The 24550-nt window shown below is 65.8% G+C and carries 23 protein-coding genes; 9 read left to right on the top strand and 14 right to left on the bottom strand.

All coding sequences use genetic code 11. From position 1 onward, the window contains the following. Window positions 1-24: 24 nt before the first annotated feature. Complete coding sequence (locus RIL96_RS00290; RefSeq protein WP_310546998.1) at window positions 25-1395, bottom strand: CitMHS family transporter; 1371 nt, start codon at window positions 1393-1395, stop codon at window positions 25-27. Between the two features lie 234 nt (window positions 1396-1629). Between RIL96_RS00290 and acnA the strand changes: the two genes are divergently transcribed. The 3 genes from acnA (at window position 1630) to RIL96_RS00275 (ending at window position 7297) form a co-directional block, all read left to right on the top strand. Beyond that, window positions 1630-4296 carry an aconitate hydratase AcnA gene (gene acnA / locus RIL96_RS00285; RefSeq protein WP_310546997.1) on the top strand — a complete coding sequence of 889 codons (2667 nt, stop codon included), beginning with the start codon at window positions 1630-1632 and terminating at the stop codon, window positions 4294-4296. Window positions 4297-4425: 129 nt separating this feature from the next. Further along, window positions 4426-4695, top strand: coding sequence for a 30S ribosomal protein S15 (gene rpsO / locus RIL96_RS00280; RefSeq protein WP_261623202.1), 270 nt, complete (start codon window positions 4426-4428; stop codon window positions 4693-4695). 346 nt (window positions 4696-5041) lie between these two features. After that, on the top strand, window positions 5042-7297 hold the full coding sequence (locus RIL96_RS00275; RefSeq protein ID WP_310546996.1) for a polyribonucleotide nucleotidyltransferase: 2256 nt from the start codon (window positions 5042-5044) through the stop codon (window positions 7295-7297). A 114-nt stretch (window positions 7298-7411) separates the two neighbouring features. Here the strand turns inward: RIL96_RS00275 and RIL96_RS00270 are convergent, their stop codons facing one another. Further along, window positions 7412-7951 (bottom strand): hypothetical protein, encoded by a 540-nt coding sequence (locus RIL96_RS00270; protein ID WP_310546995.1) that lies wholly within the window; start codon window positions 7949-7951, stop codon window positions 7412-7414. A 110-nt stretch (window positions 7952-8061) separates the two neighbouring features. On the opposite strand from RIL96_RS00270, the gene RIL96_RS00265 reads away from it, so the two are divergent. Then, window positions 8062-9177 (top strand): histone deacetylase-like amidohydrolase, encoded by a 1116-nt coding sequence (locus RIL96_RS00265; RefSeq protein WP_310546994.1) that lies wholly within the window; start codon window positions 8062-8064, stop codon window positions 9175-9177. Window position 9178: 1 nt separating this feature from the next. Here RIL96_RS00265 and RIL96_RS00260 read toward each other — a convergent pair whose 3' ends face one another. From RIL96_RS00260 to RIL96_RS00250, 3 genes are read right to left on the bottom strand one after another with little or no spacing between them, the layout of a single operon-like run. Then, entirely contained in the window at window positions 9179-9613 is a 435-nt protein-coding gene (locus RIL96_RS00260; RefSeq protein ID WP_310546993.1) for a GNAT family N-acetyltransferase, read from the bottom strand. Window positions 9614-9625: 12 nt separating this feature from the next. Next, window positions 9626-10042: a nuclear transport factor 2 family protein gene (locus RIL96_RS00255; RefSeq protein ID WP_310546992.1), complete on the bottom strand. Its 417-nt coding sequence runs from the start codon at window positions 10040-10042 to the stop codon at window positions 9626-9628. A 49-nt stretch (window positions 10043-10091) separates the two neighbouring features. Continuing rightward, window positions 10092-10703: an NUDIX domain-containing protein gene (locus tag RIL96_RS00250; protein ID WP_310546991.1), complete on the bottom strand. Its 612-nt coding sequence runs from the start codon at window positions 10701-10703 to the stop codon at window positions 10092-10094. Window positions 10704-10796: 93 nt separating this feature from the next. Here RIL96_RS00250 and RIL96_RS00245 point away from each other — a divergent pair, with 93 nt between their 5' ends. Further along, the gene (locus RIL96_RS00245; protein WP_310546990.1) at window positions 10797-11594 is read left to right on the top strand and encodes a transglutaminase-like domain-containing protein; all 798 of its coding nucleotides are present in this window, start codon (window positions 10797-10799) and stop codon (window positions 11592-11594) included. Window positions 11595-11607: 13 nt separating this feature from the next. Here RIL96_RS00245 and RIL96_RS00240 read toward each other — a convergent pair whose 3' ends face one another. The 7 genes from RIL96_RS00240 to RIL96_RS00210 all read right to left on the bottom strand — a co-directional run bounded on the left by RIL96_RS00240 (window position 11608) and on the right by RIL96_RS00210 (window position 19279). Then, on the bottom strand, window positions 11608-12213 hold the full coding sequence (locus RIL96_RS00240; RefSeq protein ID WP_310546989.1) for a GNAT family N-acetyltransferase: 606 nt from the start codon (window positions 12211-12213) through the stop codon (window positions 11608-11610). 116 nt (window positions 12214-12329) lie between these two features. Then, window positions 12330-13268, bottom strand: coding sequence for an ABC transporter ATP-binding protein (locus RIL96_RS00235; RefSeq protein WP_310546988.1), 939 nt, complete (start codon window positions 13266-13268; stop codon window positions 12330-12332). Then, window positions 13265-14137 (bottom strand): ABC transporter permease, encoded by an 873-nt coding sequence (locus tag RIL96_RS00230; RefSeq protein ID WP_310546987.1) that lies wholly within the window; start codon window positions 14135-14137, stop codon window positions 13265-13267. The genes RIL96_RS00235 and RIL96_RS00230 overlap by 4 nt, the downstream gene beginning before the upstream one ends. Next, complete coding sequence (locus RIL96_RS00225) at window positions 14134-15312, bottom strand: ABC transporter substrate-binding protein (protein WP_310546986.1); 1179 nt, start codon at window positions 15310-15312, stop codon at window positions 14134-14136. The genes RIL96_RS00230 and RIL96_RS00225 overlap by 4 nt, the downstream gene beginning before the upstream one ends. Next, the gene (locus RIL96_RS00220) at window positions 15305-16429 is read right to left on the bottom strand and encodes an acyl-CoA dehydrogenase family protein (protein ID WP_310546985.1); all 1125 of its coding nucleotides are present in this window, start codon (window positions 16427-16429) and stop codon (window positions 15305-15307) included. Before RIL96_RS00220 ends, RIL96_RS00225 begins: the two co-directional genes overlap by 8 nt. A 4-nt stretch (window positions 16430-16433) precedes the next feature. After that, the gene (locus tag RIL96_RS00215; protein WP_310546984.1) at window positions 16434-16967 is read right to left on the bottom strand and encodes an OsmC family protein; all 534 of its coding nucleotides are present in this window, start codon (window positions 16965-16967) and stop codon (window positions 16434-16436) included. 128 nt (window positions 16968-17095) lie between these two features. Further along, window positions 17096-19279, bottom strand: a complete 2184-nt coding sequence (locus RIL96_RS00210; RefSeq protein WP_445482781.1) for a RecQ family ATP-dependent DNA helicase — start codon at window positions 19277-19279, stop codon at window positions 17096-17098. Window positions 19280-19376: 97 nt separating this feature from the next. Between RIL96_RS00210 and RIL96_RS00205 the strand changes: the two genes are divergently transcribed. From RIL96_RS00205 to RIL96_RS00190, 4 genes are all read left to right on the top strand, one after another. Beyond that, entirely contained in the window at window positions 19377-19523 is a 147-nt protein-coding gene (locus RIL96_RS00205) for a hypothetical protein (RefSeq protein ID WP_310546983.1), read from the top strand. A gap of 102 nt (window positions 19524-19625) precedes the next feature. After that, window positions 19626-20927, top strand: coding sequence for a M16 family metallopeptidase (locus RIL96_RS00200; RefSeq protein ID WP_310546982.1), 1302 nt, complete (start codon window positions 19626-19628; stop codon window positions 20925-20927). 136 nt (window positions 20928-21063) lie between these two features. Beyond that, a complete protein-coding gene (locus tag RIL96_RS00195) occupies window positions 21064-22575 on the top strand; it encodes a TIGR01777 family oxidoreductase (RefSeq protein WP_310546981.1) in 1512 nt (503 codons plus the stop codon). 140 nt (window positions 22576-22715) lie between these two features. Further along, window positions 22716-23321 (top strand): MogA/MoaB family molybdenum cofactor biosynthesis protein, encoded by a 606-nt coding sequence (locus RIL96_RS00190; RefSeq protein WP_310546980.1) that lies wholly within the window; start codon window positions 22716-22718, stop codon window positions 23319-23321. Here RIL96_RS00190 and RIL96_RS00185 read toward each other — a convergent pair. Both RIL96_RS00185 and dapB read right to left on the bottom strand, forming a co-directional pair. Beyond that, window positions 23291-23770, bottom strand: a complete 480-nt coding sequence (locus RIL96_RS00185; protein ID WP_310546979.1) for a hypothetical protein — start codon at window positions 23768-23770, stop codon at window positions 23291-23293. The genes RIL96_RS00190 and RIL96_RS00185 overlap by 31 nt on opposite strands. Before the next feature lie 4 nt (window positions 23771-23774). Then, window positions 23775-24536, bottom strand: coding sequence for a 4-hydroxy-tetrahydrodipicolinate reductase (dapB, locus tag RIL96_RS00180; RefSeq protein ID WP_310546978.1), 762 nt, complete (start codon window positions 24534-24536; stop codon window positions 23775-23777). Window positions 24537-24550: the final 14 nt, after the last annotated feature.

Below are 24550 nucleotides of genomic sequence, written 5' to 3'. Positions count from 1 at the left end.
GGCAGTCCGAGTTCATAGGGTGCCTCAGAAAGTGATCACACCGAAGGCGACGGCGACCAGGATGAGTAGGATGCTCATGATCCACAGCGGGAAGAACGAGTAGCGGATGTGCTTGCCCATCTGTGCCCCGGCAAGTCCAACGGCCAACCACGTTCCCGCGGCGAACGGGCTGACGTAAGTGCCGGTCACGTTGCCGATCAGCATGGAGTGGGCGGTGGCGGTGGACTCGACTCCGAATTGACCTGCTGTGGCATCGACGAGGGGAAGCAACGAGAAGTAGTACGCATCTGTACTGGTCAGAAGGTCCAGAGGCACAACGAGGAACCCGACGATGAGGTGTAGGTGCGGTCCGACCGAATCCGGGATGACCAGCAGCGCTGAGGTCGCGATGGATTCCAACATCCCGGTCTCGTTGAGCACGCCCAGGAAGATCGACGCGGCGAAGAGGATCGACGTGGTCATCAGGGCGGCGGGTGCATGTGCTTTGACACGATCCATCTGAGCCCCAGCGGTCCGACAGTTCAGTGGCAGGACGACTGCGAGACCGAGGATGAACGCCAGTGCTGGAGGCACGATGTCAGCCATCATGACGAAGACCACGGTGAGAAGGACAGCGAGATTACCCAGAGTGACCGCCCAGTTGCTGCGCAGGTCCTCGCCAAGTAGCTCGCGCTCCGCTCGGCGAGTGGCTGAGAAATCGTCGGCTACCTCACGGATGGAGATGTCTTCTCGGGCTTCGATCTGGCCTGCTGTGACCAGGCGCTGGATACGGTGCTTTTCGCGGAAGCCAAAGAACACGGCGGCGCCCATGATGAGGAACACCGAAGCGATCTGGACTGCGATCAGCGGCTGGTACAGCTCGATGATTCCGGCGTCGACGACGCTGGCTGCGCGCCCCAGCGGTCCTCCCCAGGGGATCATGTTGAAGATCGAGGCGCTCATGACCACGAGTAGGAGGAGGAGATAGGGGCTCATGTTCAGTGCCTGGTAGAGAGGCAGCAGTGCGGGGATCGTTAGCAGGAAGGTGCTGGCACCTGCACCGTCGACATGAGCCACGATGGCGATCAGGGAGGTGCCCACTGCCACGAGGACGACTTTTCCCCGTGTCGCGAGGATCAGCCCCCGGATCAGCGGATTGAACAGGCCGCTGTCGATGATCACCCCGAAGAACATGATGGCGAAGATCAACATGATGGCTACTTCGATGACCTGTTCCAGTCCGGAGGAGAAGAATTCAGTGACCTGGGCGAAAGAGAACCCGGCGATGAGCGCACCGAGCACGGGGACCACGGCCAGGGGCACGGTCGGGTGGACTTTGCCCCAGATGAGCAGGGCCACTGTGACTCCGATGACGCCGAGCCCGGTGCTCGTGAGAAGGAGGGATGCTTCTTCCATGGGTAGGTTCGCTCCGTTCGTGAAGAAGTGGGTCGCAAGTTTCCGGGGAATCCCGTGAGGATGTGTGATCTGCGACACGGTGCCATAGAATATACAACATACTTTTCGCCGAGATCCACCAGATGGTCATATAGCTGTGGATGCGGGCGCCTGTGGCGTACGGAGAGGCGAAAGCTGCGCCGGAGTACAATATAGAATATATTTTAAGTCTGTTGAGTGAGAGGGGACGATCATATGGACTCCGCTGACGAGGACCTCTTCCATGGTTTTGAGCACGGAGGGCGAGTCTGGCGCGCGGCCAATGTGGCCGCTGCACTGGGTCACGAGTGGCGGCGCTGGCCGATGGTGCTGCGTCTGCTAACCGAGAACATCATCCGTTGTGCAGATCCTGGTGATCGTCGGCGGATGCTCGAAGCGATTCGTCGGTGGCGGGATTCCCGCAGAAGTTCTGCCGAGGTGACGTTTCGCCCGGGGCGTCTCCTCATGCACGACACCACGAGCACTCCAGCGCTGGTCGATATGGCGGCGATGCGTGATCGGGTGGCACGAACCGGAGGTTCTCCAGAGTTTCTCAGCCCGTCGCTCCCGGTGGAAGTCTCAGTCGACCACTCGCTTGCTGTCGAATCCTACGCGCGTCCCGATGCCGCTGCACTCAATATGAAAGAGGAGGTGCGGAGGAACTATGAACGTTACAGATTCCTGAAGTGGGCGGCGTCTCAGATGGACAATTTGCATATCAACCCTCCCAACACCGGGATCATGCATACGATTAACCTCGAGCAGCTGGCCACGGTCGTGGAGACCGATGATGACGCCGTCGGCGGCCCCCTCATCTACCCGGACATGATGCTCGGTACCGACTCTCATACGCCGATGATCAATGGGCTGGGAGTCCTAGGCTGGGGGATTGGAGGGCTGGAGGCCGAAACGGTCATTTTCGGCATGCCCACATCTCTGCAACTGCCCGACGTCGTCGGAGTCCGACTCACCGGACACCTCACAGGTGGTGCCACTGCCACCGACCTCGCCCTCGTCGTCACCCAACGGCTCAGAGCAATCGGAGCCACCGGTGAGTGCGTGGAATTCTTCGGTCCGGGGCTGGCTGGTCTGACTGTCGGTGAGCGTGCAGTAGTGGCGAACATGGCGCCCGAATACGGAGCGACGACCGGCTACTTCCCCGTCGACCCCAACGTAGTCGACTACCTGCGCCAGACGGGGCGTTCTGAAGAGCACCTGGAACTGGTGGAGGCATACACTCGTGCGGCAGGTTTCTGGCATGAACCTGAGGTGGAGCCGGAGTACACCCGGCAGCTCGAGATCGACCTCTCGAGCATCACGGCTAGTGCGGCCGGGCCTCAGCGGCCTCAGGACCTCCTCCCGATCAGTCAGGTTCCGCAGGCGCTGGAGGCGTTCCCGCCCCGATTCGCCCATGACGACGGGCCTGAGCTGAAGAGTTCTGAAGGCTCGCCTGTTCCCCGGCACCCGGTGGCGTTGGCCTCCATCACTAGCTGCACTAATACTACTGACCCTCGGCTACTCATCACCGCTGGCCTCTTGGCGCGCCGTGCCCGGAAGGCCGGCGTGCGGCCGAAGAGCTGGGTCAAGACATCGCTGGCTCCGGGGTCGCCGGCGGCGGTCTCCTATCTCACGCGCGCAGGGCTGACCGATGACCTTGCCGCATTGGGTTTCGATATCGTCGGATTCGGATGTGCCACATGCATCGGAAACTCGGGCCCTCTGTCGGTGGAGATGGAGGAGATCCACCGATCCGAGCGGGTGCGACCTGCTGCTGTCCTCTCCGGGAACCGGAACTTCCCGGGCCGAGTCCACCCTGACCTGGACATCGGGTTCCTCGTCAGCCCACCCATGGTGATCGCATATGCGCTCACCGGAGACGCCGGGACTGACCTCTGGCAGGTATCATTCGGAGAAGGCTCGGCTGCTGTCACGCTGCGTGATCTTTGGCCGAGCCCGGGGGAGGTCGATCAGACTCTGAGTCGCGCTCTCCATCCGGAGGACTTCGGTAGAGACTTCCAGGTCGCCTCCAGGAATCCTCTCTGGGATGCCATCGACGTGCCAGACACTGCGCAGTTCCCTTGGGATGCTGACTCAACGATCCTGCGTCCTCCCCCCTTCGCAGAGGACGTTGTGGAGGACCTCCCGGAGTCGTTGTCCGCGCATCCACTGCTGACCCTCGGTGATGATGTCACCACTGACCATATCTCTCCGGCCAGCGCCATCCCGAAGGACAGCTTCATCGCTGATTTCCTCGTCGAACGAGGAGAGGATCGCGAGGACCTCAATGTCTTTGCCTCGCGTCGTGGCAACTGGGAAGTGATGGCCCGTGGGGCTTTTTTCAACCATTCCTTGGTCAACGGACTTGCTCCGGAAGCTCCTACCGCACACACCAGGCATGCCTCTTCCGGGGAAATTGTCACTCTCTGGGAAGCCGCGGGACGCTACGCACAACAGAATCAGCCCGTCCTCGTGGTGGCAGGGGAACGTTTCGGCATGGGATCGTCACGTGATTGGGCAGCGAAGGCGCAGAAACTCCTGGGCGTCAGAGCAGTTTTGGCGAGTAGTTTTGAGCGGATTCACCGGACCAATCTCATCGGCATGGGAATTCTCCCTTTTATCAGACTCGATCCCCACCACGACGGGCTTGATGAGCTGGTGGCCGCGGACAGAGTCGAGATACCCGTCAGGTCGGTCCTGGAGGCCCGGGACCCGGTGGTCTCTCTGTCGGTTGTCAGTGTCGAGGGTTCCCGACGAGAGATACCTGTGCGGCTGGCGGTGGAGACGGTGGTTGACCGTGAGCTTCTGGTCAGTGGAGGAGTGATCCCGTCCCTCATGCGGTCCTTTGAGTCGGGGAGTACGAGGAGCGACGCAGCACTCTGGTAAGCTGTACCAGTTGTCTTCTTCAGATGACGTATGCCCTGCTGCAGTCCGCGGTGGCGGGCACCTGAACGTACGGGTATGACCCGGGCCGTCCAGGCACTGTTCGCGGTACACGACTCAAGGAGCACTTCCATGGCTTTGGATCCCGCTGTCAAGCAGGAGATCATCAAGGAATACGCGACCGTCGAAGGCGACACTGGCTCGCCCGAGGTCCAGGTCGCGGTCCTGACCCGTCGCATCACCGACCTGACCGAGCACCTCAAGGAGCACAAGCAGGACCACCACACTCGTCGTGGCCTGATGATCCTGGTGGGTCGCCGTCGTCGGCTGCTGAAGTACCTGGAGCGCAAGGACATCGAGCGGTACCGTTCGCTGATCAAGCGCCTGGGTCTGCGTCGCTGACCAGGTCCGCACATAAGAGTCGACGCGGCGTACCCGCCGTTCGTCGACTGTTCACACAGGTGGCTCCATGCACGGTCGTGTCAGACCGTGGGGGCCACCTGTCGTGTATGGGAGACTGTTCCCTGAGGCTCTCGCCGGATGCAGGGAGAGGCGTGGCACCGCACGTGCCCCGGTCCTCGGTAGTGGCCTACGGAAGCCGCGCCGGTCATCAGCAGATCCCCGCGGGGATCGCCGACCGGCATCGTCCGTGGGCTTCGATCGAAGACCGCCATGTGCGTCGATGCCCCTCTCTGACCCGGTGTGCCCGTATGTATATCGAACACCGAACAGAGAGGAGTCCCTGAGAATGCAGGGTCCTGAGGTTCACACTGCCGAGGCTGTCATCGACAACGGCCGCTTCGGCTCCCGCACTATCCATTTCGAGACCGGTCGGCTGGCCAAGCAGGCCGCCGGATCGGCGGTCATCACCCTCGACGGTGAGACCACCATCCTCTCGGCCACCACGGTCGGCAAGCACCCGCGCGAAGGCTTCGACTTCTTCCCGCTGACTGTCGACGTCGAGGAGCGGATGTACGCCGCCGGGCGTATCCCCGGCTCGTTCTTCCGCCGCGAGGGCCGCCCGACCACTGACGCGATCCTGGCCTGCCGCCTGATCGACCGTCCGCTGCGCCCGGCCTTCACCAAGGGCATCCGCAACGAGGTGCAGGTCGTCGAGACCGTGCTCTCCATCGATCCGGATGACCTCTACGACGTCGTCGCGATCAACGGCGCTTCCATGTCCACCCAGCTCTCCGGCCTGCCGTTCTCCGGCCCGATCGGTGGCGTGCGCGTCGCGCTCATCGATGACGGCCAGGGTCCGCAGTGGGTGGCGTTCCCCAAGCACTCCCAGCTCGAGGACGCCGTCTTCGACATGGTCGTGGCCGGGCGCAAGGTCGACGGCGACGTCGCAGTGATGATGGTCGAGGCCGAGGCCACCGACCACGCCTGGAAGCTGGTCAAGGACCAGGGCCGCACCGCCCCGACCGAGGAGATCGTCCACGAGGGTCTGGAGGCTGCCAAGCCGTTCATCGCAGCACTGTGCGACGCGCAGGCTGATCTGGCCCAGCGTGCCGCCAAGCCGGCCGTCGAGGTGCCGATCTTCACCGACTACGAGGACGACGTCTTCCAGGCCGTGCAGGCTGAGGCTGAGCAGCGGCTCACCGAGATCTACCAGATCGCCGATAAGCAGGAGCGCGAGGCGGCCGATGCCGCGCTGAAGGCTGAGCTGGTGGAGAAGTTCGCCGCTGAGGGCCAGCAGTTCGAGGGGCGCGACGCCGAGATCGGCAAGGCTCTGGGCTCGGTGACCAAGCAGGTCATCCGCCAGCGCATCCTGCGTGATCAGGTCCGCATCGACGGCCGCGGCCTGGCTGATATCCGCCAGCTGACCGCCGAGGTCGAGGTGCTGCCGCGAGTGCACGGCTCGGCGATCTTCGAGCGCGGCGAGACCCAGATCATGGGTGTCACCACGCTGAACATGCTGAAGATGGAGCAGACCATCGACAGCCTCTCGCCGGAGACCACCAAGCGCTACATGCACAACTACAACTTCCCGCCCTACTCCACCGGTGAGACCGGCCGGGTGGGAAGCCCGAAGCGCCGCGAGATCGGCCACGGCGCGCTCGCCGAGCGTGCCCTGGTCCCGGTGCTGCCCTCCCGTGAGGAGTTCCCCTACGCGATCCGTCAGGTCTCCGAGGCGCTGGGCTCCAACGGCTCGACGTCGATGGGTTCGGTCTGTGCTTCCACGCTGTCTCTGCTCAACGCCGGTGTGCCGCTGAAGGCGCCGGTGGCGGGCATCGCCATGGGTCTGGTGTCGGACCAGGTCGACGGTGAGACCCGGTACGCCGCGCTGACCGACATCCTCGGTGCCGAGGACGCCTTCGGTGACATGGACTTCAAGGTCGCCGGCACCGGTGAGTTCATCACCGCGATCCAGCTGGACACCAAGCTCGACGGTATTCCGGCCTCTGTGCTCGGTGCCGCGCTGAAGCAGGCCCGTGAGGCCCGTGTCCACATCCTCGAGGTGATCACCGCGGCGATCGACACTCCCGATGAGATGTCCCCGTTCGCTCCGCGCATCATCTCGGTGATGGTTCCGGTGGACAAGATCGGTGAGGTCATCGGCCCGAAGGGCAAGATGATCAACCAGATCCAGGAGGACACCGGTACCGATATTTCCATCGAGGATGACGGCACGGTGCTCATCGGCGCGACCAACGGTGAGGCCGCCGAGGCCGCTCGTTCGGCGATCAACGCCATCGCCAACCCGTCGGTCCCGGAGATAGGCGAGCGCTACCTGGGCACTGTGGTCAAGCTGACCAGCTTCGGAGCCTTCGTCTCGCTCACTCCGGGCAAGGACGGCCTGCTGCACATCTCCGAGCTGCGTAAGCTCAACGACGGCAAGCGCGTCGATGACGTCGAGGACGTCGTCGGTGTGGGCCAGAAGCTGCAGGTGGAGATCACCAAGATCGACGACCGCGGCAAGCTGTCCCTCTCCCCGGTGACCGAGGACGAGGGCTCCGGCGAGGAGAAGCAGTCGGTGAACCAGGTCGTCGACGGTGAGTGAGTCCTGACGACGGCTCGGTGAGCACTCGAGATCGAGCACTCTGAGGCCGGCGGTCGAATCCGGGTATGGATTCGGCCGTCGGCCTCAGCTCGTAGTCCAGAGGTTGATGTGGAGTCAAACGCCTTCGGCCGTTCTGGCCTCTGATTGGGCTTGTGAATTTGAGTTTCCGGTCAGCCATCCCCAAGCCAGCAAGATGGCAGCGAACGTCGCGAACAAGGCTTCGGTAAGCACGACGTTGGGTGGTCGGAAGGTGTGTGCGTGAATTCGAGCTGCCCCCATTCTGATCGTTGTGGCGATAGGTACGAGAAACAGCATCCACATGTTTGGGTGTACCTGTAACAAGAGCGTCAGGCCGAGCAGCTGAGTCGAGGCGGTCCGGCTGACGTAACTGTCTCTGACGGTAAGCGTGCCTAGAGTAAGGAGAGCCCCACCTACGACACTTATCTCGACTGCGGACTCAGTTGACCAGGTGCTCACAGTGACTACCCACTCTGCAGGAATACCGAGATGCTCGAGGGTGAGATGAAACCCTACCAGAGGTTCTCTTCTCGCTATGATGCTCAGCGCGCTGATGATGAATGCGAATGACACGAGTACTCTATACAGGCTGTCGAGGAACTGACCTTTCGACAGGAAGTTCAAGAAGTCTGACATTGGTGGCTCCTTCATTGTTTCGTCGGACCACTTATCAGACTGCACGAACCCTCTGACATAAGATGAGTTTGGCTTGAGGGAGAGCGACTGAGGAAGCAGGTGCTGTGCGTATGTCGGCAACCGGGTACGTCTGGGAGACCACCTACGGCTGGGCGGACCTGGGGACCGGCCCGATGATGCCGGCCCACGCGGCGGCCGGCATCCAGCCGATCACCCACCACGTCGCGCATCCGGATACTAAGCGCCGGATGCATGAGCTCATCTCAGCCACCGGACTCATCGACTCACTGACCCCGGTCCGCGCACGTCCGGCCTCGCGTGAGGACATCCTGCGGGTCCACGAGGAGGAGTATTACGAGCGCATCGCGGCCCAGAGCCTACTGCCCAAAGGCGGAGACGCCGGCGACGGGGAGACCTCCTTCGGCCAGGGCGGCCTGGACATCGCTCTGCTCGCCGCCGGGGGAGCCCTGGCGGCCGTCGACGCCGTAGTCTCGGGGGCGGTGGAGAACTGCTACGCATTGGTGAACCCTCCCGGGCACCATGCCGAGCGCAATATGGGCCGCGGGTACTGTCTCTTCGGCAATGCCGCCGTCGCGGCGGCCTATGCCCGTGAGCAGCTCGGGATCTCCCGCGTGGCGATCGTCGATTGGGACGTCCACCACGGCAACGGCACCCAGGACATCTTCTGGGAACGTGACGACGTGCTGAACATCTCGATCCACCAGAACAGGTGCTTCCCCCCTGATTCCGGCTTCATCGAGGAGCGTGGCGCCGGGACCGGTGAGGGATACACCATCAATGTGCCGCTGCCTCCGGGAGGAGGGATGGGGGCTTATGAGTACGCCTTCGACACTGTGGTGATCCCGGCGCTGCGCCGCTATGCGCCGGAGCTGATCATCGTCGGCAGCGGGTTCGACGCTTCCATCATGGACCCTCTGGCGCGGATGATGCTGCGCGCCGCGGATTACGCCACGTTGACTCGGAAGGTCATGGACCTCGCCGCGGAGGTCTGTGACGGTCGCCTCGTCTGTGTTCAAGAGGGTGGGTATAACCCGTTCTATCTGCCGTTCTGCGGTCTGAAGGTTCTAGAGGAGCTCTCGGGGGTCAGCTCCGGCATCGATGACGCCTTCGCGGAGACCTTGAGCGGCAAGGGCGGTGAGGAGCTGATGGGCCACGAGCGTGAGGCCGTGGACCATGCGGCGCAGCTGGCCGCTCTGTTGAGGTGACTCAGCCGTCCTCGGCCGAGTCCTGCGCGAGCACCATTCCCAGCGACGGGGAGACGTCGGTGAAGCCGTAGTTCGTGTAGAGCCGTTGCCCCGGAGGGTCGCCGATCAGCGTGATGTAGGGGTTCTCGGGTGCCCGCTCGAGGATCTCCCGCACCAGCGCGTCCAGCACCGTCCTACCGATCCCGTGGCCCTGGTGTGCGGGGTCAGTGGCCATATCAGCCAGGTGGAAGTACCAGCCGCCGTCACCGATCACTCGGCCCATCGCGATGACGCGGCCGTCAGCATCGGCCACATGGCGCCAGGCCCAGGAATTCCGCAGCGCCGGCTCGGCCTGTTCGGGTGTCTTCGGCGAGAGGCCGCTGTCGCGGCGCAGGCGCAGATAGTCCTCCCGGGCGGGAGGGGTGCGCTGGCTGGTATACCCTTCAGGCAGTGTCACAGGACCATCCGTTCAGACGGCGGGGGAGTCGAAGTAGGTGATGCGCAGCAGCGCCCGTAACGCGCCGTCGTCCTCACGTCGGTAGTCGATGAAGTCGGCGAATCCCACCTCGACGTCAGTCCCGTCCTTGAGCCGACCGGTGAAGCGGCCACGCACGGCCACACTGCCGCCGCTGTGCTCCGGATCGCTGTGCTCCGCCTCGACGATCAGTGCATCGACTGTATGGCGACCGGACTCGATGACCCGGGTCCCGCTGTAGAAGGCTTCGAGCTCTTCAGTGCCGCGCATCGGGGCGTAGCCGGGCCGCCGGTACTCCGCATCATGGGTGAACCAGTCGAGAATTCCCGTGACATCTCCGGAGTCGACGAGTGAGTAGTACTCCAGAGTGCGTTGGCGCACCTGATCGCCGATATTGTGCTGCGACGTCATGGACCCTCCCGGCGGTGGCGTTCGGTGATGCGGAGTGCTGTAGAACACACTACCGTCCTGCAGTGTACTGGTGCCCTGCTTCGGTGCCGCAGCGGTGCCGGAGAGCCTGCAGCGCCAGGGCTCCGATCACGGTGTTGGCGTTGCGGACCGCGCCGGAGAGGACCGCCTCGACCAACTCGGCGGTCGGCACCCATCGGGTGATGATCTCGGCTTCTTCATGCTCGCGGGGATGACGTGCGTCCTCGGGCACCTCTGTCAGTCCCTCAGCCAGGTAGATGCGTACGGTCTCATCCGTCGAGCCCGGGCTGGGCAGGTGATCGATCAGCTGTGACCATCGTTCAGCCTGCAGATCAGCTTCTTCGTAGAGCTCCCGCTTCGCGGTCTCCAGCAGCGGCTCACCTGCGATGTCGAGCAGCCCGGCGGGAATCTCCCACAGCTGGGCGCCCACCGGATGCCGATATTGGCGCAGCAGCAGGACGCGACCCTGCTCATCCACGGCGACGATCGCCACAGCCCCCGGATGGCGCAGATAAGCCCGAGTCACGGGTTCGCCACCCTCCTGCAGCACCACCTGGTCCTCGACCACGTCGAAGATCGGTGTGGAATGTACCGTCTCAGAGTTGTGAACGGGTCGGGGAGCAGGGTGGTCTTCGATGCTCATGCTTCACGATATCTGCCATGTCAGGAACAGCGGGCACATCAGCTGCGACTGTGTCCGGTTGTCCGCCGTGACCTGCTGTGACAGGTTGGAGGCATGCAGAGGACGGTCACCGCGCACCTGGACATCACGGTGAAAGCCCCTGCCCAGCTGACCTTCATCGTCGCGGCCGCGAAGACGGCGGGCCTGTATCTCGATGAGGCGCTGACCGTGCGCCACGACGGCGCGCCGGTGGCCTTGAGGGAATGGGATGATGCGCACGGCACCCGTATGCATCACCTGCGCACAGACGCGGGCCACCTCACCCTGGACTACACCGCCAGCGCCACCGGTGATCCTGTTCCCGAGCCGGTGTCCCCGGCGGACCTCATCCGCTATATGCGTCCCAGCCGGTACTGCCAGTCCGATGAACTGTGGCCGACCGCGGCGGCAGAGTTCCGCGGTCTCGCCGGACGCGCACTGACCGATGCGGTGACCACCTGGGTCCGTGATCGACTCAGCTACGTGCCGGGTTCCTCAGTACCCACTGATGGTGCCACGGAGACCATGTTGGCTCGCCGTGGCGTCTGCCGTGACTACGCCCATCTGGTCATCGCCCTGCTGCGTGCCCGCGACGTCCCCGCCCGGCTGGCCGCCGTCTACGCGCCCGGACTTTCCCCGATGGACTTCCACGCCATCGCCGAAGCCTACGTCGACGGGGCCTGGCACGCGCTCGATGCCACGGACCTGGCCCCGCGCCAGTCGATGTTGCGCATCTCCACCGGCCGGGACGCCGCCGATACCGCCTTCCTCTCGAACGCCGGGGGAGAAGTGCTCCTCAACCGGATCGCCGTGACCGCAGTGGCTGAGCAACTGCCTTCCGATCAGAGCGAGCAGCTGGTCCGCCTGCCCTGACGCCTACCGGCGATCAGGAGCCGGCGCCGCCGTAGAGCGCAGCCCATTCGGAATCCAGCATCGCCATGACGTGCGCGTCATGCCACTGCTGATCACTCCAGATCGCCTCACGCAACGTCCCCTCATGGACGAAACCGAGTTTCGTGTAGAGATACCGGGCCCGGTGGTTGAAGTCATAGACCTCCAGGTCGATCCGGTGAACAGCCTGCTCCTCGAAGGCGTAGCGTAGCGCGAGCAGGCTAGCCTCCGTTCCCAACCCCTGGTCACGCCTCCGCGAGATCCAGATGCGGAAGCTGCAGGACCGGGAGCGAGAATCCAGGTCGGTGAGAAAAGCCTCACCGACGACCTGTTCTGTCCTGGTATCGATGATGACCCAGACCTGGCGGTGGTCGTCCTCAGCCCACCATTCGTAGATCTCCTCAAGACGGTGCAGCGAGAAGTACTCGAGATCATCCTCGGTCGGTGTCGATGAGTGCACCTTCCCCGTGAGGTACAGCACTTCCGGATCGATCAGCAACGGCCGGATCGTCCGCGCATCCTCCCGCCTGATGGGACGCAGCATCACTCGCTCACCCCTCAGGGTGGGGGTGGTGCCGAACTCGGGTGATCCGACTGCCACAGTGCTGGCCTCCTGGATGGTCCTACATGGTCCTACCGGGACGGTCCCCGGTACTGAGGTGACTGTCTCCTAACTATACGAGTTCTCAGGTCACCGGGCCAGGCTGACCAGGGTTTTCAGGTGCGCAGGGCATCGAGCAGCCGTCGGCGCAGCACAAGATACTCGGGATCGTTCTCGATGGCTTCAGCGCTGCGGGGCCGAGGGAACGGGACGTCGAAACCGTCCTCGATCCGTGCATTGGGCCCCTGAGACAGCGCCAGGATACGGTCCGAGAGCAGCAGGGCCTCATCGACGTCATGGGTGACCATCACCGTGGTCTGACGCCGACGTTCGGTCAGCTCCAACAGCTGCTCCTGCAATGTCCGGCGGGTCAGCGCATCCAGTGCCCCGAGCGGTTCGTCCAAGAGCATCACATCGGAGTCCAGGGCGAAGGCCCGGGCCAGACCGACGCGTTGCTGCATGCCTCCGGAGAGCTCTGCGGGGAATTTCTGTCCGTGGCGGCCCAAATGCACCGCTTCCAGATGCTCGTCGGCCAGGCGCCGCCGCTGCCCCCGGCTCAGACCAAGACCGCCGGCAGCTTCCAGGGCGAAGAGCACATTGCCCCGTGCCGTGAGCCAGGGCAGCAGCACATGCTGCTGGAACACCACCGCGATCTGTCGGCTCGGCCCGGTGACGGGGGCATCATGCAGCAGCACCCGCCCGCCACTGGGCTGGTGCAGCCCCGCCAAGACCTTCAACAGAGTGGATTTTCCAGAACCCGAGGGCCCGATGACGGTGAGGAACTCACCGGCCGGCACGTCGAGGCTCACCCGGTCCAAGACCAGCGAGGGTTGCTCAGAGCCGCCGAAGCCCACGGAGATCTCTTGCGCGCTGAGAATCGGCTGATCCCGGGAGCCCCGGTTCGTCGCTGGGGACGCTGTGGACCCTGTGGCCACCGTTGCCGTGCTCTCGTCAGTGTGCTCTGCCAGGGCCTCTGCCGTGAGCTCGGAGGTGTCTGGCTGCGGCGTCATGTGCTGCGGCGTCATGTGCTGTGGCGTCATGTGCTGTGGTGTCATACGGCGCTCCGAACTCGTGCAGGGGTGACGCGCCGCGTGCTCTTCTGCGGGGAACCGCGGCCTCGGGCCCCGGGGATCAGGCGTCCCACGGCGAGGATGCCGCGGTCCAGCAGCAGCCCGATCACGCCGATGAGAAGAATCGCGACGACGATGCTGTCGGTGTTCATCGCATTCCATTCCGTCCAGACGAAATGACCGATGCCCCGGGAACCGACGATCATCTCTGCGGCGACGATCACCAGCCACGCCGTGCTCAATGCGGTGCGCAGCCCGGTGAGAACGGCGGGCAGCGTGGCAGGCAGCACCACCCGCGTGGTTCGCTGCCACCAGGTGGCCTCCAGAGTGCGGGCAAGATCCAGGTGCAGCGGGTCTATCCGATGCACGCCGTCGATGGTGTTGATCAGCACCAACCACAGCGAGGCCATGAAGATGACGAAGACCGCAGTCGCCTCAGAATCGCGCAGCACCGCCAGCCCCAGAGGCAGCCAGGCCAACGGAGACACCGGCCGCAGCACCTGGATATACGGATCCAACGCGGCCGCCAGAGTGGGCCGCATCCCCAGCACTAGACCCAGCGGCACGGCCAGCAGCACTGCGGCACCGAAACCGGCGAGCACACGCTGCAAGGAGGCCGCAGCATGGAAGGCGATCCCCACCGAATTCGGCCCCTCGACGGTGAAGGCTCCGGAGAGGATCTCCACCAACCGGTTCCAGGTGCCTGTCGGCGTCGGCGCCATGCCGCCGGGATCCACCAGCACGGTCCACAGCTGCCATACGCCCACTGCTGACGCACCGATCAGCAGGCACAGCGTCAGACTCCAGAGCCGGTTGCTGTGGTCAGCGGTTCTTCGCACCGTTGTTCCGCTCATGCCGCCTCCTCAATGTTGCCGTCCAGTGCTGCCACCAGAGGTCGAGAGGTATCGGGATCGAAGACCTCATCGACTGCCAGCTCACGCTGCTGGGCGGTGGCGAAACGGGCACTGCCGGTCAAGCCCCGCTGCTGCAGATGATCGAGGATCCACACGCCGAAGGACTGATGCGGGTATGGCTGGAACCCGATACGGTCCGGATCGCGACGACGGCGGCCCGTGCCGTCCTGGTAGTCCCCGGTGAGCACGGCGTCGAGGACAGGTTGGGGAGTGTTCAGCCGCCCGGCCGGGCTGAGCAGTTCCGCACTGGCGGCGCGGTTGTCTTGGGCGTCAGTCCACAGAGCAGCGTCCACCAGGGCACTGACCAGTGCCGTATACGTCGTAGGGTGTGAGGTGGCGAAGTCCTCAGCCACGCTGAAACAGCAGCAGGGGTGGCCGGCCCAGATCTCTGCCGTGGAGGTGTGGATGACGCCGACCTCTTCGGCGACTGCCCGCTGGCTGAACTGATCCGGCAGGCAGAAGGCGTCGATCTCTCCCACGCTGAGCGCAGAGACCATATCCGCCGGCCGCATGATCCGCAGATCCACATCCGCGGTGGGATCGATGCCAGCGCCGGCGAGGTAGTCGCGGGTCAGCAGATTATGCATGGAGTAGTCGAAGGGTAGGCCCAACCGCAGACCGGCGAAGTCCTGCGGACCGGCGATCTCACCGTGGAGCTCTCGGGAGACGGTGATGCTGTTGCCGTCGGTATTGGTCACCAGCGGCACCCGGGTGTCCCGCTGCCCAGAGGCGAACCCGTAGTGGATGGCCAAAGGCATGGGCGCGAGCATCTGGGTGGCATCCAGCTCCCCGGCGACATACGCGGTCCACAGCTCGGCCCATCCGGTGTACCGCCGCAGCGTGACATCCAACCCGTACTGGGCAAAGACCCCCAACGCGGCGGCATTGACCAGGGGAGCCGCGCAGGTGATCGGGACGAACCCCACGGTCAGCTGCCGGGTCTCCAGAGGAGCGGGGACGTCGAGACGCGCCGTGAATTCCGCCGTCGTCGCCGAACCCACCCCGGGCGGTGAGGTAGGCGCCCCGCAGCCGGCCAGCCCGGCCAGCAGGGCAGCCCCGGCGGTGGAGAACCCCAGCCCCAGGGCCCGACGCCGGGAGAATGGCTGCTCAGCCACGTGCCAGTTCCCAACGCAGCTGTCCTTCAGAGGGCGACTGCACGGGCAGGAACGCAGACTCACGGAAGCGTCGGTTCGCCGCCGACCCATGGACGAACGCGCGTCCACCGGCAGTGCGCAGCTCCAACCCGGCGGCCTGCACGGCGAGCAGGCCCGCGGCATGACGGGTTTGAAGCACCTGGGCCGGTGTCGGCGGTGTGCCGGTGCCGACGGTCGCGGCCACGGCATCGAGCTGCCCACGCACCCGTCCGAGTTCATGCTGAGCCTCAGCCAGGTCGGGCGCGAAGGTGGTGAGGAACGACCCCTCAGCGGCTTTGCCCAGGGATACTTCAGTCTGGGCGAGAGATTCTGCGGCAAGACCCAGGCACAGGGCCGACTGCAGCGCGGCGAAGGTCGGCCGGACCGCCCTGAGCAGACCGGTGAAGTCACGGCTGAGCACCTGTTCGCCAGGAACCCGCACAGCGTTCAGGCGCACTGAGGTCGACCGTGTGCCGCGCAGTGCGAGCAGATCCAACGGAGCTCCGACCTCCACACCCTGCTGATCCAACGTGAAAGCCAGAAGCAGAGGATCACCCTGTTCATCGACGGCGGCACTGACCACCAGAGCCCCGGGGTAGAGGTTCGTGGCCCAGGGCACGGTGCCGTCGATGAGCAGGTCCTCGCCGTCGGCGCGGGCGGTGAGATCGACCTCCCCAGCGCCGACGAAGCGCCGGAACGCTGAGGCCATTCCTGAAACCCCGGGAACGGCCCCAGCTCTGAGCCCGGGCAGCACACGGTGGGCGTACGGGGTGTCCGCGGCGAGGAGATATTCGATCGCCATCCGGTGGCCCCACAGGGCGAACGCCGAGCTGAGCGAACGACGCGCAAGAGCCTCGACGGCACCCACCAGGTCAGGCAGCCCGCCCTGGCCACTCTGCTGTCCCGGCCTGCCTTCTGTGTCTGAGACGGACCCCAGCGTGGTCAGCCCGGCCTCACCGAACGCCACCAGCTGCTCCAGAGTCTCGGCATCCCCACGGTCTACGGCCTCGGCCTCTGCCGTGATGCGCTCCAGCAGCGCGACAGGGACATCAGTGCCTGCCGGGGTGCTGCCGTGCGGTTCTCTCGTCTGGCCGACCACGGGCTCAGGCCACCGTCAGCGAGGCCGTCAGGCCGACCGGGCGGGTGAAGGTGTTAACCACCGGAGACCACGCGATGGCCTGGTCGGTGATCTGCTGCAGCGTCTGCTCATCAGCATCACCTGCGAGGGTGACGTTGACGCGGACATCGGTGATGCCCAGCGCCTTATCCGGGGCCAGGTCGCCCACACCCCAGACCGCACTGATGTCGATGTCGCCTTCGAGCTCGACCTCGATCGTGGTCAGCGTGACACCGCGGTGGGTGGCGTTGGCCAGCAGCCCGACATTGATGCAGGAGCCCAGGGCGCTGAGCGCCATCTCAGTGGGGTTGGGTGCTTCGTCATCGCCGAGCAGCTGATGCGGTTCCGAGACGAGCACCGGCGCGTGAGAGCGCACGTAGTTCTGGTTGCGGAAGCCGCTCTCCCACACGCTGCGCGCCCTGACGACCTTATGGCCGGTGCTGGGGTCGGACTGTGCCGCATCGGCGAGCCGGGTCAGCCCCTGAGCATCGATGCCGCGGTCCTGAGAGGTCTCTGACATGGGTCTGCTCCTCACACTGAGTCAACGGTGAAATGTTCTCTGAACATTACAAGTTCAGGTGGGGCAGCTGTCAGGACACGTCATCGGAGGTCATCTTCACTCCGCATCATCTCTGCTGTCCTGAGTCCTCAGCCGCGCAGGCCCAGAGCGAAGGGCAGCACACTCTGGGCGCCGGCTGCGCGCAGCTGCTGTGCGGCCACTGTCATCGTCCACCGTGAGATGATCTCGTCATCGACGAGCAGCACCGGCAGACCGGCGACGGCCTCGGCCAGCTGATCGGAGACTCCGAGGCGACCCACCAGCCCGGCCAGTCGGTAGGCGCTGTTGGACTCCGGTGACCCGGCAGGCCCACCGGAGACAGGCTCCAGCATCCCGGCATAGGGGAGCCGCCCGATTCCTGCGATGCCGCGGGCCAGGGAGTCCACAAGGAGAGGCCGGCTGCGGGAGGGGACAGCGACGACCACCTCGGGACGGTGCTCCCACTCCCATTCGGCCAAGACCCTGACGACACCGTCGAGAAGCCGCTGGTCCACTGAGGTATCCGGGGCATTCAGCGCGTCATGGACCACGGGCCCCCAGCCCAGGTCGCTGACACGTGCCAGCACACGCCCTTCAGCAGCCTGCTGCTCAGCCGGAATCCTGCCGCGCAGGGACAGTCCGAGGGCTTCGAGCCCGGCAGGCCACTGCCGCCGAGCAGGCACTGCCACGCCGACCCGGTCCAGTCCTGTTGTCGCTTCGGTGAGCACCTGATCGCTGATATGCCGTGGATACCACGCACCAGCGCAGGTGTCACAACGCCCGCAGTCAGCCGCTGCCGGATCGTCGAGGGCCTCAGCGAGGACCCGCATCCGGCACTGGCCGGTGCTGAGCCGTTCATAGTCGAGCATGGCCCCCTGCTCGGCCCGGCGCAGCTGAAGAATCCGCGTGTAGCGTTCGGCGTCGTAGATCCAACCGACCCCGGTGGAGAGCCAGCCGCCCCGCACCCGACGGACCGCACCATCGACCTCGAGCACTTTCAGCAGCAGTTCCAAGGGGCTGCGCCGGACCTCCACCATCGCTTCGATCTTCGCCGTGGAGAGCGGCTCATCACCGACTGCTCGCCGATGCTCGTCAAGCACCTCAAGCACCGATTCCGCCCGCTCCTGGGTAGGCAGAGAGGCCTGTGCGAAATGCTCCCAGATCCGCGCATCCTCCCGGCCGGGAAGCAGCAGCACATCAGCGCTGTCCACCGCGCGGCCGGCACGTCCGATCTGCTGGTAATAGGACACCGGAGACGACGGAGCCCCCAGGTGGATGACGAAACCGAGATCCGGTTTGTCGAACCCCATCCCCAGCGCACTGGTGGCGATCAGCGCCTTGACCCGGTTCTCCTTCAGCGCGGCCTCGAGCTCCTCGCGCTCCTGCGGGTCCGTGCGCCCAGTGTAGGCGGCGACCTCATACCCTTGGTCACCCAGATGCCGCGCCAGATCCTCCGCCTGCGAGATCGTCAGCGTATAGACGATCCCGCTTCCGGTCAGTGAGCCCAGGTGTTCACTCAGCCAGGCGATGCGATGGGCCGCATCCGACAGACTCAGCACACCCAGGCGCAGCGAATCCCGGGCGAGCTCCCCGCGCAGCACCAGGACCTCATCGACTTCGGAGGTCCCGGCGGCCACGCTCCGGGAAGCCGCAGACTCAGACTCCGGGGCCAGCTGCGCGGCGACATCCTCGACGACGCGTGCATTGGCCGTGGCCGTGGTGGCCAGCACCGGCACCTCGGCAGGCAGCGAGCGTACGACTTCTGCGATGCGTCGATAATCCGGGCGGAAGTCATGCCCCCAATCGGAGATGCAGTGAGCCTCATCGATCACCAACATGCCCAGCCGGCCGAGCAGCCGAGGCAGCACCTCGTCGCGGAAGGTGGGATTGGCCAGCCGTTCGGGTGAGATCAGCAGCACATCCAGCTCATCGGCGTGCAGGGCCGCAGAGATCTCCTCCCATTCATGGGCATTGACCGAATGCACCGCCTGGGCGCGGATCCCCGCCTGCCGGGCGGCGGCGATCTGATCACGCATCAGCGCCAGCAGCGGTGAGACGATCAGGCTCACCCCGCGCCCGCGACGCCGCAGCAGGCTGGAGGCGAGGAAGTACACCGCAGATTTGCCCCAGCCGGTGCGCTGGACCACCAGGACTCGCCGGCGCTGTTCCACCAGCGCGGAGATCGCCTCGAACTGGCCCGCGCGGAAGTCCACCTGCCGTCCGGCCAGCGCGCAGAGCTGTTCCCGGGCTTCCGCGCGGAAGCCCGTTTTCGGCAAGTCCTCAATGGTCGGCAAGTCCTCAGTCGCCTCGCTGTGACTGGCCCCGTCGCTGTGATTAGCCCCGTCGCTGTGGCTGGTGTCCGTGCTCAGTGGCTCGCCTCCGTTCTCATCGGTGACCACACTGCCACAGACCTCTGACAACGGGCCGAGTCCGGTGCTGACCCCGGTGCTGACCCCGGTGCTGATCCCGACGCTGACTCCGGTACTGACACAGGTACAGGCACCGGGCTCTGATGCCTCCCGATTGCTCTCCCGATGAACAGCAGCGTGACGGGCCGTTAGGCTGAATCATCGGCGCCGGACCTCATGCGCCACACCGATCTGATGTCCAACCGATACTGACCAGGAGCCCACCGGCACTATGCGCGTGACCATCGAACCCCACACCCATGGCACCCTCAACGCGGATGAGGGCTCCACCGTCCGGCGGACTGTGCTGCCCTCCGGCGTGCGGATCCTCACCGAGGAGATGCCGGGCCAGCGCTCGGTCACCGTCGGATTCTGGATTGCCGTGGGGTCGCGGGACGAGGCGGCCCACCAGCACGGCTCCACCCATTTCCTCGAGCACCTGCTCTTCAAAGGCACCTCTGCGCGCAGTGCGCTGGACATCGCTGCCGCCTTCGACGGCGTCGGCGGAGACTCCAACGCGATGACCGGCAAGGAATCCACCTGCTACTACGCCCGTGTGCTCGATGCCGATCTCCCTCTGGCCGTCGAGGTCCTCACCGATATGATCACCTCGGCGAGCCTCGACCCGCAGGAGATGGAGACCGAACGCGGCGTGATCCTCGAAGAACTCGCCATGGACCTCGACGATCCGGTTGATCTCGCCTACGAACGTTTCGCCGCACAGGTGCTCGACGGCCACCCTCTGGGCCGGCCCATCGGTGGTACCCCGGAGGACATCCGTGCTGCCGCCCGCGACGACGTCCACGCTCACTACACCCGCTGGTACCGCCCCGAGGAGCTGGTGATCACCGCCGCCGGAGGCCTCGACCACGACATGCTCTGTGACCTGGTGCAGCAGTCGCTGGAGCGCTCGCCGTGGCACCTCGCCACCGCCGGTGAACCGGCCCGGCGCCGTGTGGGCGAGGAGCAGGAGATCCCCGTGCGGCAGGGCCGGGAGACCGTGGTGAAACCGGTGGAGCAGGCCCAGATCATTCTCGGTGGTCGAGGGCTCTCCGCCTCGGACCCGGATCGCTTCTCGCTCTCGGTGCTCCACGCCGTCCTCGGCGGAGGAATGTCCTCGCGCCTGTTCCAGCAGGTGCGGGAACGCCGGGGACTGGCCTACTCCACCTATTCGTTCTCCGGGGCCTATACCGATGCCGGGTATTTCGGACTCTACGCCGGATGCCTGCCGGAGAAGGTCGACGCCGTCGTCGAGGTGATGACCGCCGAACTCGAGCGGTTGACAACAGAACCGATCACGCAGGAGGAGCTGATCCGGGCCAAGGGTCAGCTGCGCGGCGGCACGGTGCTGGGCATGGAGGAGACCTCCTCACGGATGTCACGGTTGGGCTCCGCGGAGCTGGTCCGCGGTGAGTTCGTCGACGTCTCAGAGGTCTTAGAAGCCATCGACGCGGTCACTGCGGACGATGTCACCGCGATGGCCCAGCGCCTGGCCGGATCTCCACGGGCGGTCACCGTCGTCGCTCCGTCCTGATCAGCCCGGGTGTTCTCCTCGGTTTTCTCGTCATCGCCGCAGGTCAGTGGTACCTTCACCACTGTGCGACCCGTGCGGAACGGCCGTCTGAGGAGCCTCCAGCAGGGGCGCACGCGATGAGGAGAGGTGAGAGACGATGCCCACGTTCCACTATGAGACCCGGCTGCCGTTCGCCCGTCAGGACGTCTTCACCTGGTACACCCGTCCGGGGGCGCTGACCCGGCTGCACCCTCCCTTCGCCGGTGCTGTGCTCGAGGCCCCCGACGACGGGATCGGCGTCGGCGCCTCCTCGACCATCGGGATCAACCCGCCCGGGATCATGGGCACGGCGCTGGCCGCTGCCGTGGGATTCGCCGACGGGATGCTGCCGGTGCGGCTGCGCCCCTGGGTGCGATGGGTCTCCGCGCACACGGAGTACGAGCCGGACCGTCGCTTCACCGACGAGATGATCTCCGGTGCGGCCTCCTCGTGGCGGCATGAGCGGGTCTTCGAAGACACCGACGACGGCGGCACCGTCATCTCCGAGACCGTCGACTACCGCCTGCCGGCCACCTCCCGGCTTCCCGGTGCCGTCCACGAGGCGGTGTCCCGGCGTTTTGAATCCGAGCTGCGGCGCCTGTTCATCCACCGGCAGAGGCAGATGGCGGAGGACCTGGCCTTCCACCACGATCACGGCCCCCTGGCCTCCCAGCAGCAGAACCAGCCAGGGATGATCGTCGCGGTCACCGGGGCCACCGGGATGATCGGCGAGCAGGTCTGCGCGCTGCTGGGTGGCGCCGGAGCTGAGGTGCGGCGGCTGACCCGCTCCGCACCCGTCGCCGCCGATCAGATCCGATGGGACCCGGAGAACGGCGAACTGGACCCAGAGGCGCTGCGGGAGGTCGACGCCGTGGTCCACCTGGCCGGCCACCCGCTGGCGGCACGGTTCACCGAGTCCCATAAGCAGAATGTCCTCGACTCCCGAGTCCGTGGCACCCGGCTCATCGCCGAGACGCTGGCGGCGCTCGAGCGCGAGGATCACCGCGGCCGGGCGCTGATCAGCGGCTCGGCGGTGGGCTACTACGGGGCGACCCCGCAGCACAGACCGGCGGAGGTTCCGGAGCTCCTGACGGAGGACGTCGCTGTCGGTGAGGATTTCCTCGCCCGAGTCTGCCGGGAATGGGAGGCGGCGACCGCCCCGGCCGAGGACGCTGGAGTGCGAGTGGCCATGATCCGCACCGGCATCGTCCAGAGTCCCTCCGGCGGTGTGCTGCAGCAGATGCTGCCGCTCTTCGCCGTCGGTGCCGGGGGTCCGCTCGGCCGTGACCAGTGGCAGCCCTGGATCAGCCTCGATGACATCGCCGGCCTCATCGTCCATATGGTCCTGGACTCAGGTGTGTCCGGTCCGGTCAACGGTGTGGCGCCGCAGCCGGTGCGTGCCCGGGAGTACGCCAAGACCCTGGGCCGGGTGATGCGCCGGCCGGCGGTGCTGCCCGTGCCGTCCTTCGGCCCGCAGCTGCTGCTGGGCGCCGAAGGCGCCGAGGCGCTCGCCGAGGCGGATCAGCGGGTCAGCGCGGCCCGAGCGGAGAGCCTGGGGTACAGGTTCCGGCACCCTGACCTGACCACGGCGCTGCGGCACGTACTGGGCAGGGATGGTCGGCGCCGATGACCGAGGTATTGGTGTCCCGGGCTGAGCTGGGCCCGGGGCAGCGGCCGATCGTGCTGCTCTCCGCCGAGCTCGACGCCCCACGGCCTCCCCGGACGTCCGGAACCGCCCTGCCGTGAGATCTGCACCTGTAAGCTGAAGACGTGGATCACCAGCAGCAGGAGCACCGCGCAGAGACAGCATCGACAGAAGAACCCCCGGCTGAGTACACGCAGGCCCGCGAGGCCGAGCGGATCATCGCCCCCGTCATCGTCTCCACCCGCGCGGCCACCGGACAGCGCGAGGACATGAGTGCCCCGATCATCGCCGAGTTCGCCGAGCAGCTCGGCTTCGGCTGCCGCCCGCCGGTCATCATCCCTGACGGAGAAGGCGTGCTCGCCGCCCTGTCCGAGCTGCTCAGCGCTGTGGCACCCGCCGTCATCATCACCTCCGGCGGTACCGGGCTGACCCCGGACGATCTCACCCCGGAGTTCACCGAACCGCTGCTGGACAAGCAGATTCCCGGAGTGATGGAGGCCGTGCGCGCCCACGCCCGGCAGACCCGTCCCATGGCCGCGATCAACCGAGGCATGGCCGGAGTGGCGGAGGGCACGGTGATCATCAACCTTCCCGGCGCACCGCAGGCGGTTCGAGAGGGGATGGAAGTGCTCGTCGATCTCTTGCCGGGTCTCTGCGATCAGGTCGCCGATCTGCGTCCGCCTCATGAATGGGGCGAGCTTCAGGACCGTCCCTCAGCCTCCGGGCCGTAGGCACCGTCCGGCGCCACCCGTTCCATGCGGATGGCCCGACGCATCATCGCACGGCCCCGACGCCGGTCGGAGGCGATGTCATAGGCGATGGCCAGCCGGAACCAGCTCCGCCAGTCCTCGGGAGCCTGCTCCGCCTCGGCGGCGTAGCGGGCGAACTGCTCATCGGCCTGGCCCTTATCCGGACGTCCTGCCGGAGAGCGTTCCACGGTGTCCTCGGGCAGGCCACCCTCAGCCTCAAGGATCCGCCCTAGGCGTTCCGAGCGGAAGGCCAGGGACAGCTCACGGTAGAGGTACCAGATGCCCACCCCAACGATCACCAGCACCGCCAGGCCGATCACCCGGGCGATGGGGTCATCGATGCGCAGGAAGCGCCAAGCCGAGGTGACCGCCCCGCCGAGGAAGATGACCAGCACGCCGACGAACAGCCAGACCCAGATCTTCGAACGCATGCCCTCAGAGCCCGAGATCCAGATAGCCGTCGAGCCCGTGGGTCAGCCCGGGACGCTGGGCCACAGTGCGCAGCCCCAGCAGCACGCCGGGCATGAAGCTGGCACGGTCGAAGGAGTCGTGGCGCAGTGTGAGCTGTTCCCCGGCCGAGCCGAGAAGAACCTCCTGGTGGGCCACCAGTCCGCGCAGCCGCACCGAGTGAACAGGGATGTCCTCGACGACGGCGCCGCGGGCACCTTCCAGGCAGGTGGTCGTGGCATCGGGGGAGGGGGCGAGGCCGGCCTCGCGGCGAGCCGCGCCCATCAGCTCAGCGGTCCGCACCGCCGTGCCCGAGGGTGCGTCGACCTTCTGTGGATGGTGGAGCTCGATGATCTCCGCCGACTCGAAGAACTGTGCGGCCTTCGCGGCGAACGCCGTCGCCAAGACGGAGCCCAGGGCGAAGTTCGGGGCGATGAGAACCCCGACCTCCGGATGGTCGGCGAGCAGTTCCTGAAGCCGCTCCAGCCTCTCCGTATCCCACCCGGTGGCCCCGACGACGGCATGCACACCGTGCTCCACAGCGAAACGGACATTGTCCTGAGTCGCCTCGGGGACCGAGAGGTCGACGATATGGGTCGCCCCGGCGTCGAGGATCTGGGTCAGCGAGTCCTGGCGTCCGATGCGGGCCACCAGCTGCATGCCCTCGGCCTGATCGACCGCGCGCACCGCCTCAGAGCCCATCCGCCCGGAGGCGCCGAGAACGGCCACGCGGATGTTGTGTTCAGTCATGGGACCAGGGTATC

It is taken from the genome of Nesterenkonia aerolata, assembly GCF_031470965.1.
Classification (GTDB): Bacteria; Actinomycetota; Actinomycetes; order Actinomycetales; family Micrococcaceae; genus Nesterenkonia; species Nesterenkonia aerolata.
The sequence above is the reverse complement of the archived record's forward strand: the minus strand, read 5'-3'. Positions and strand labels throughout refer to the sequence as shown.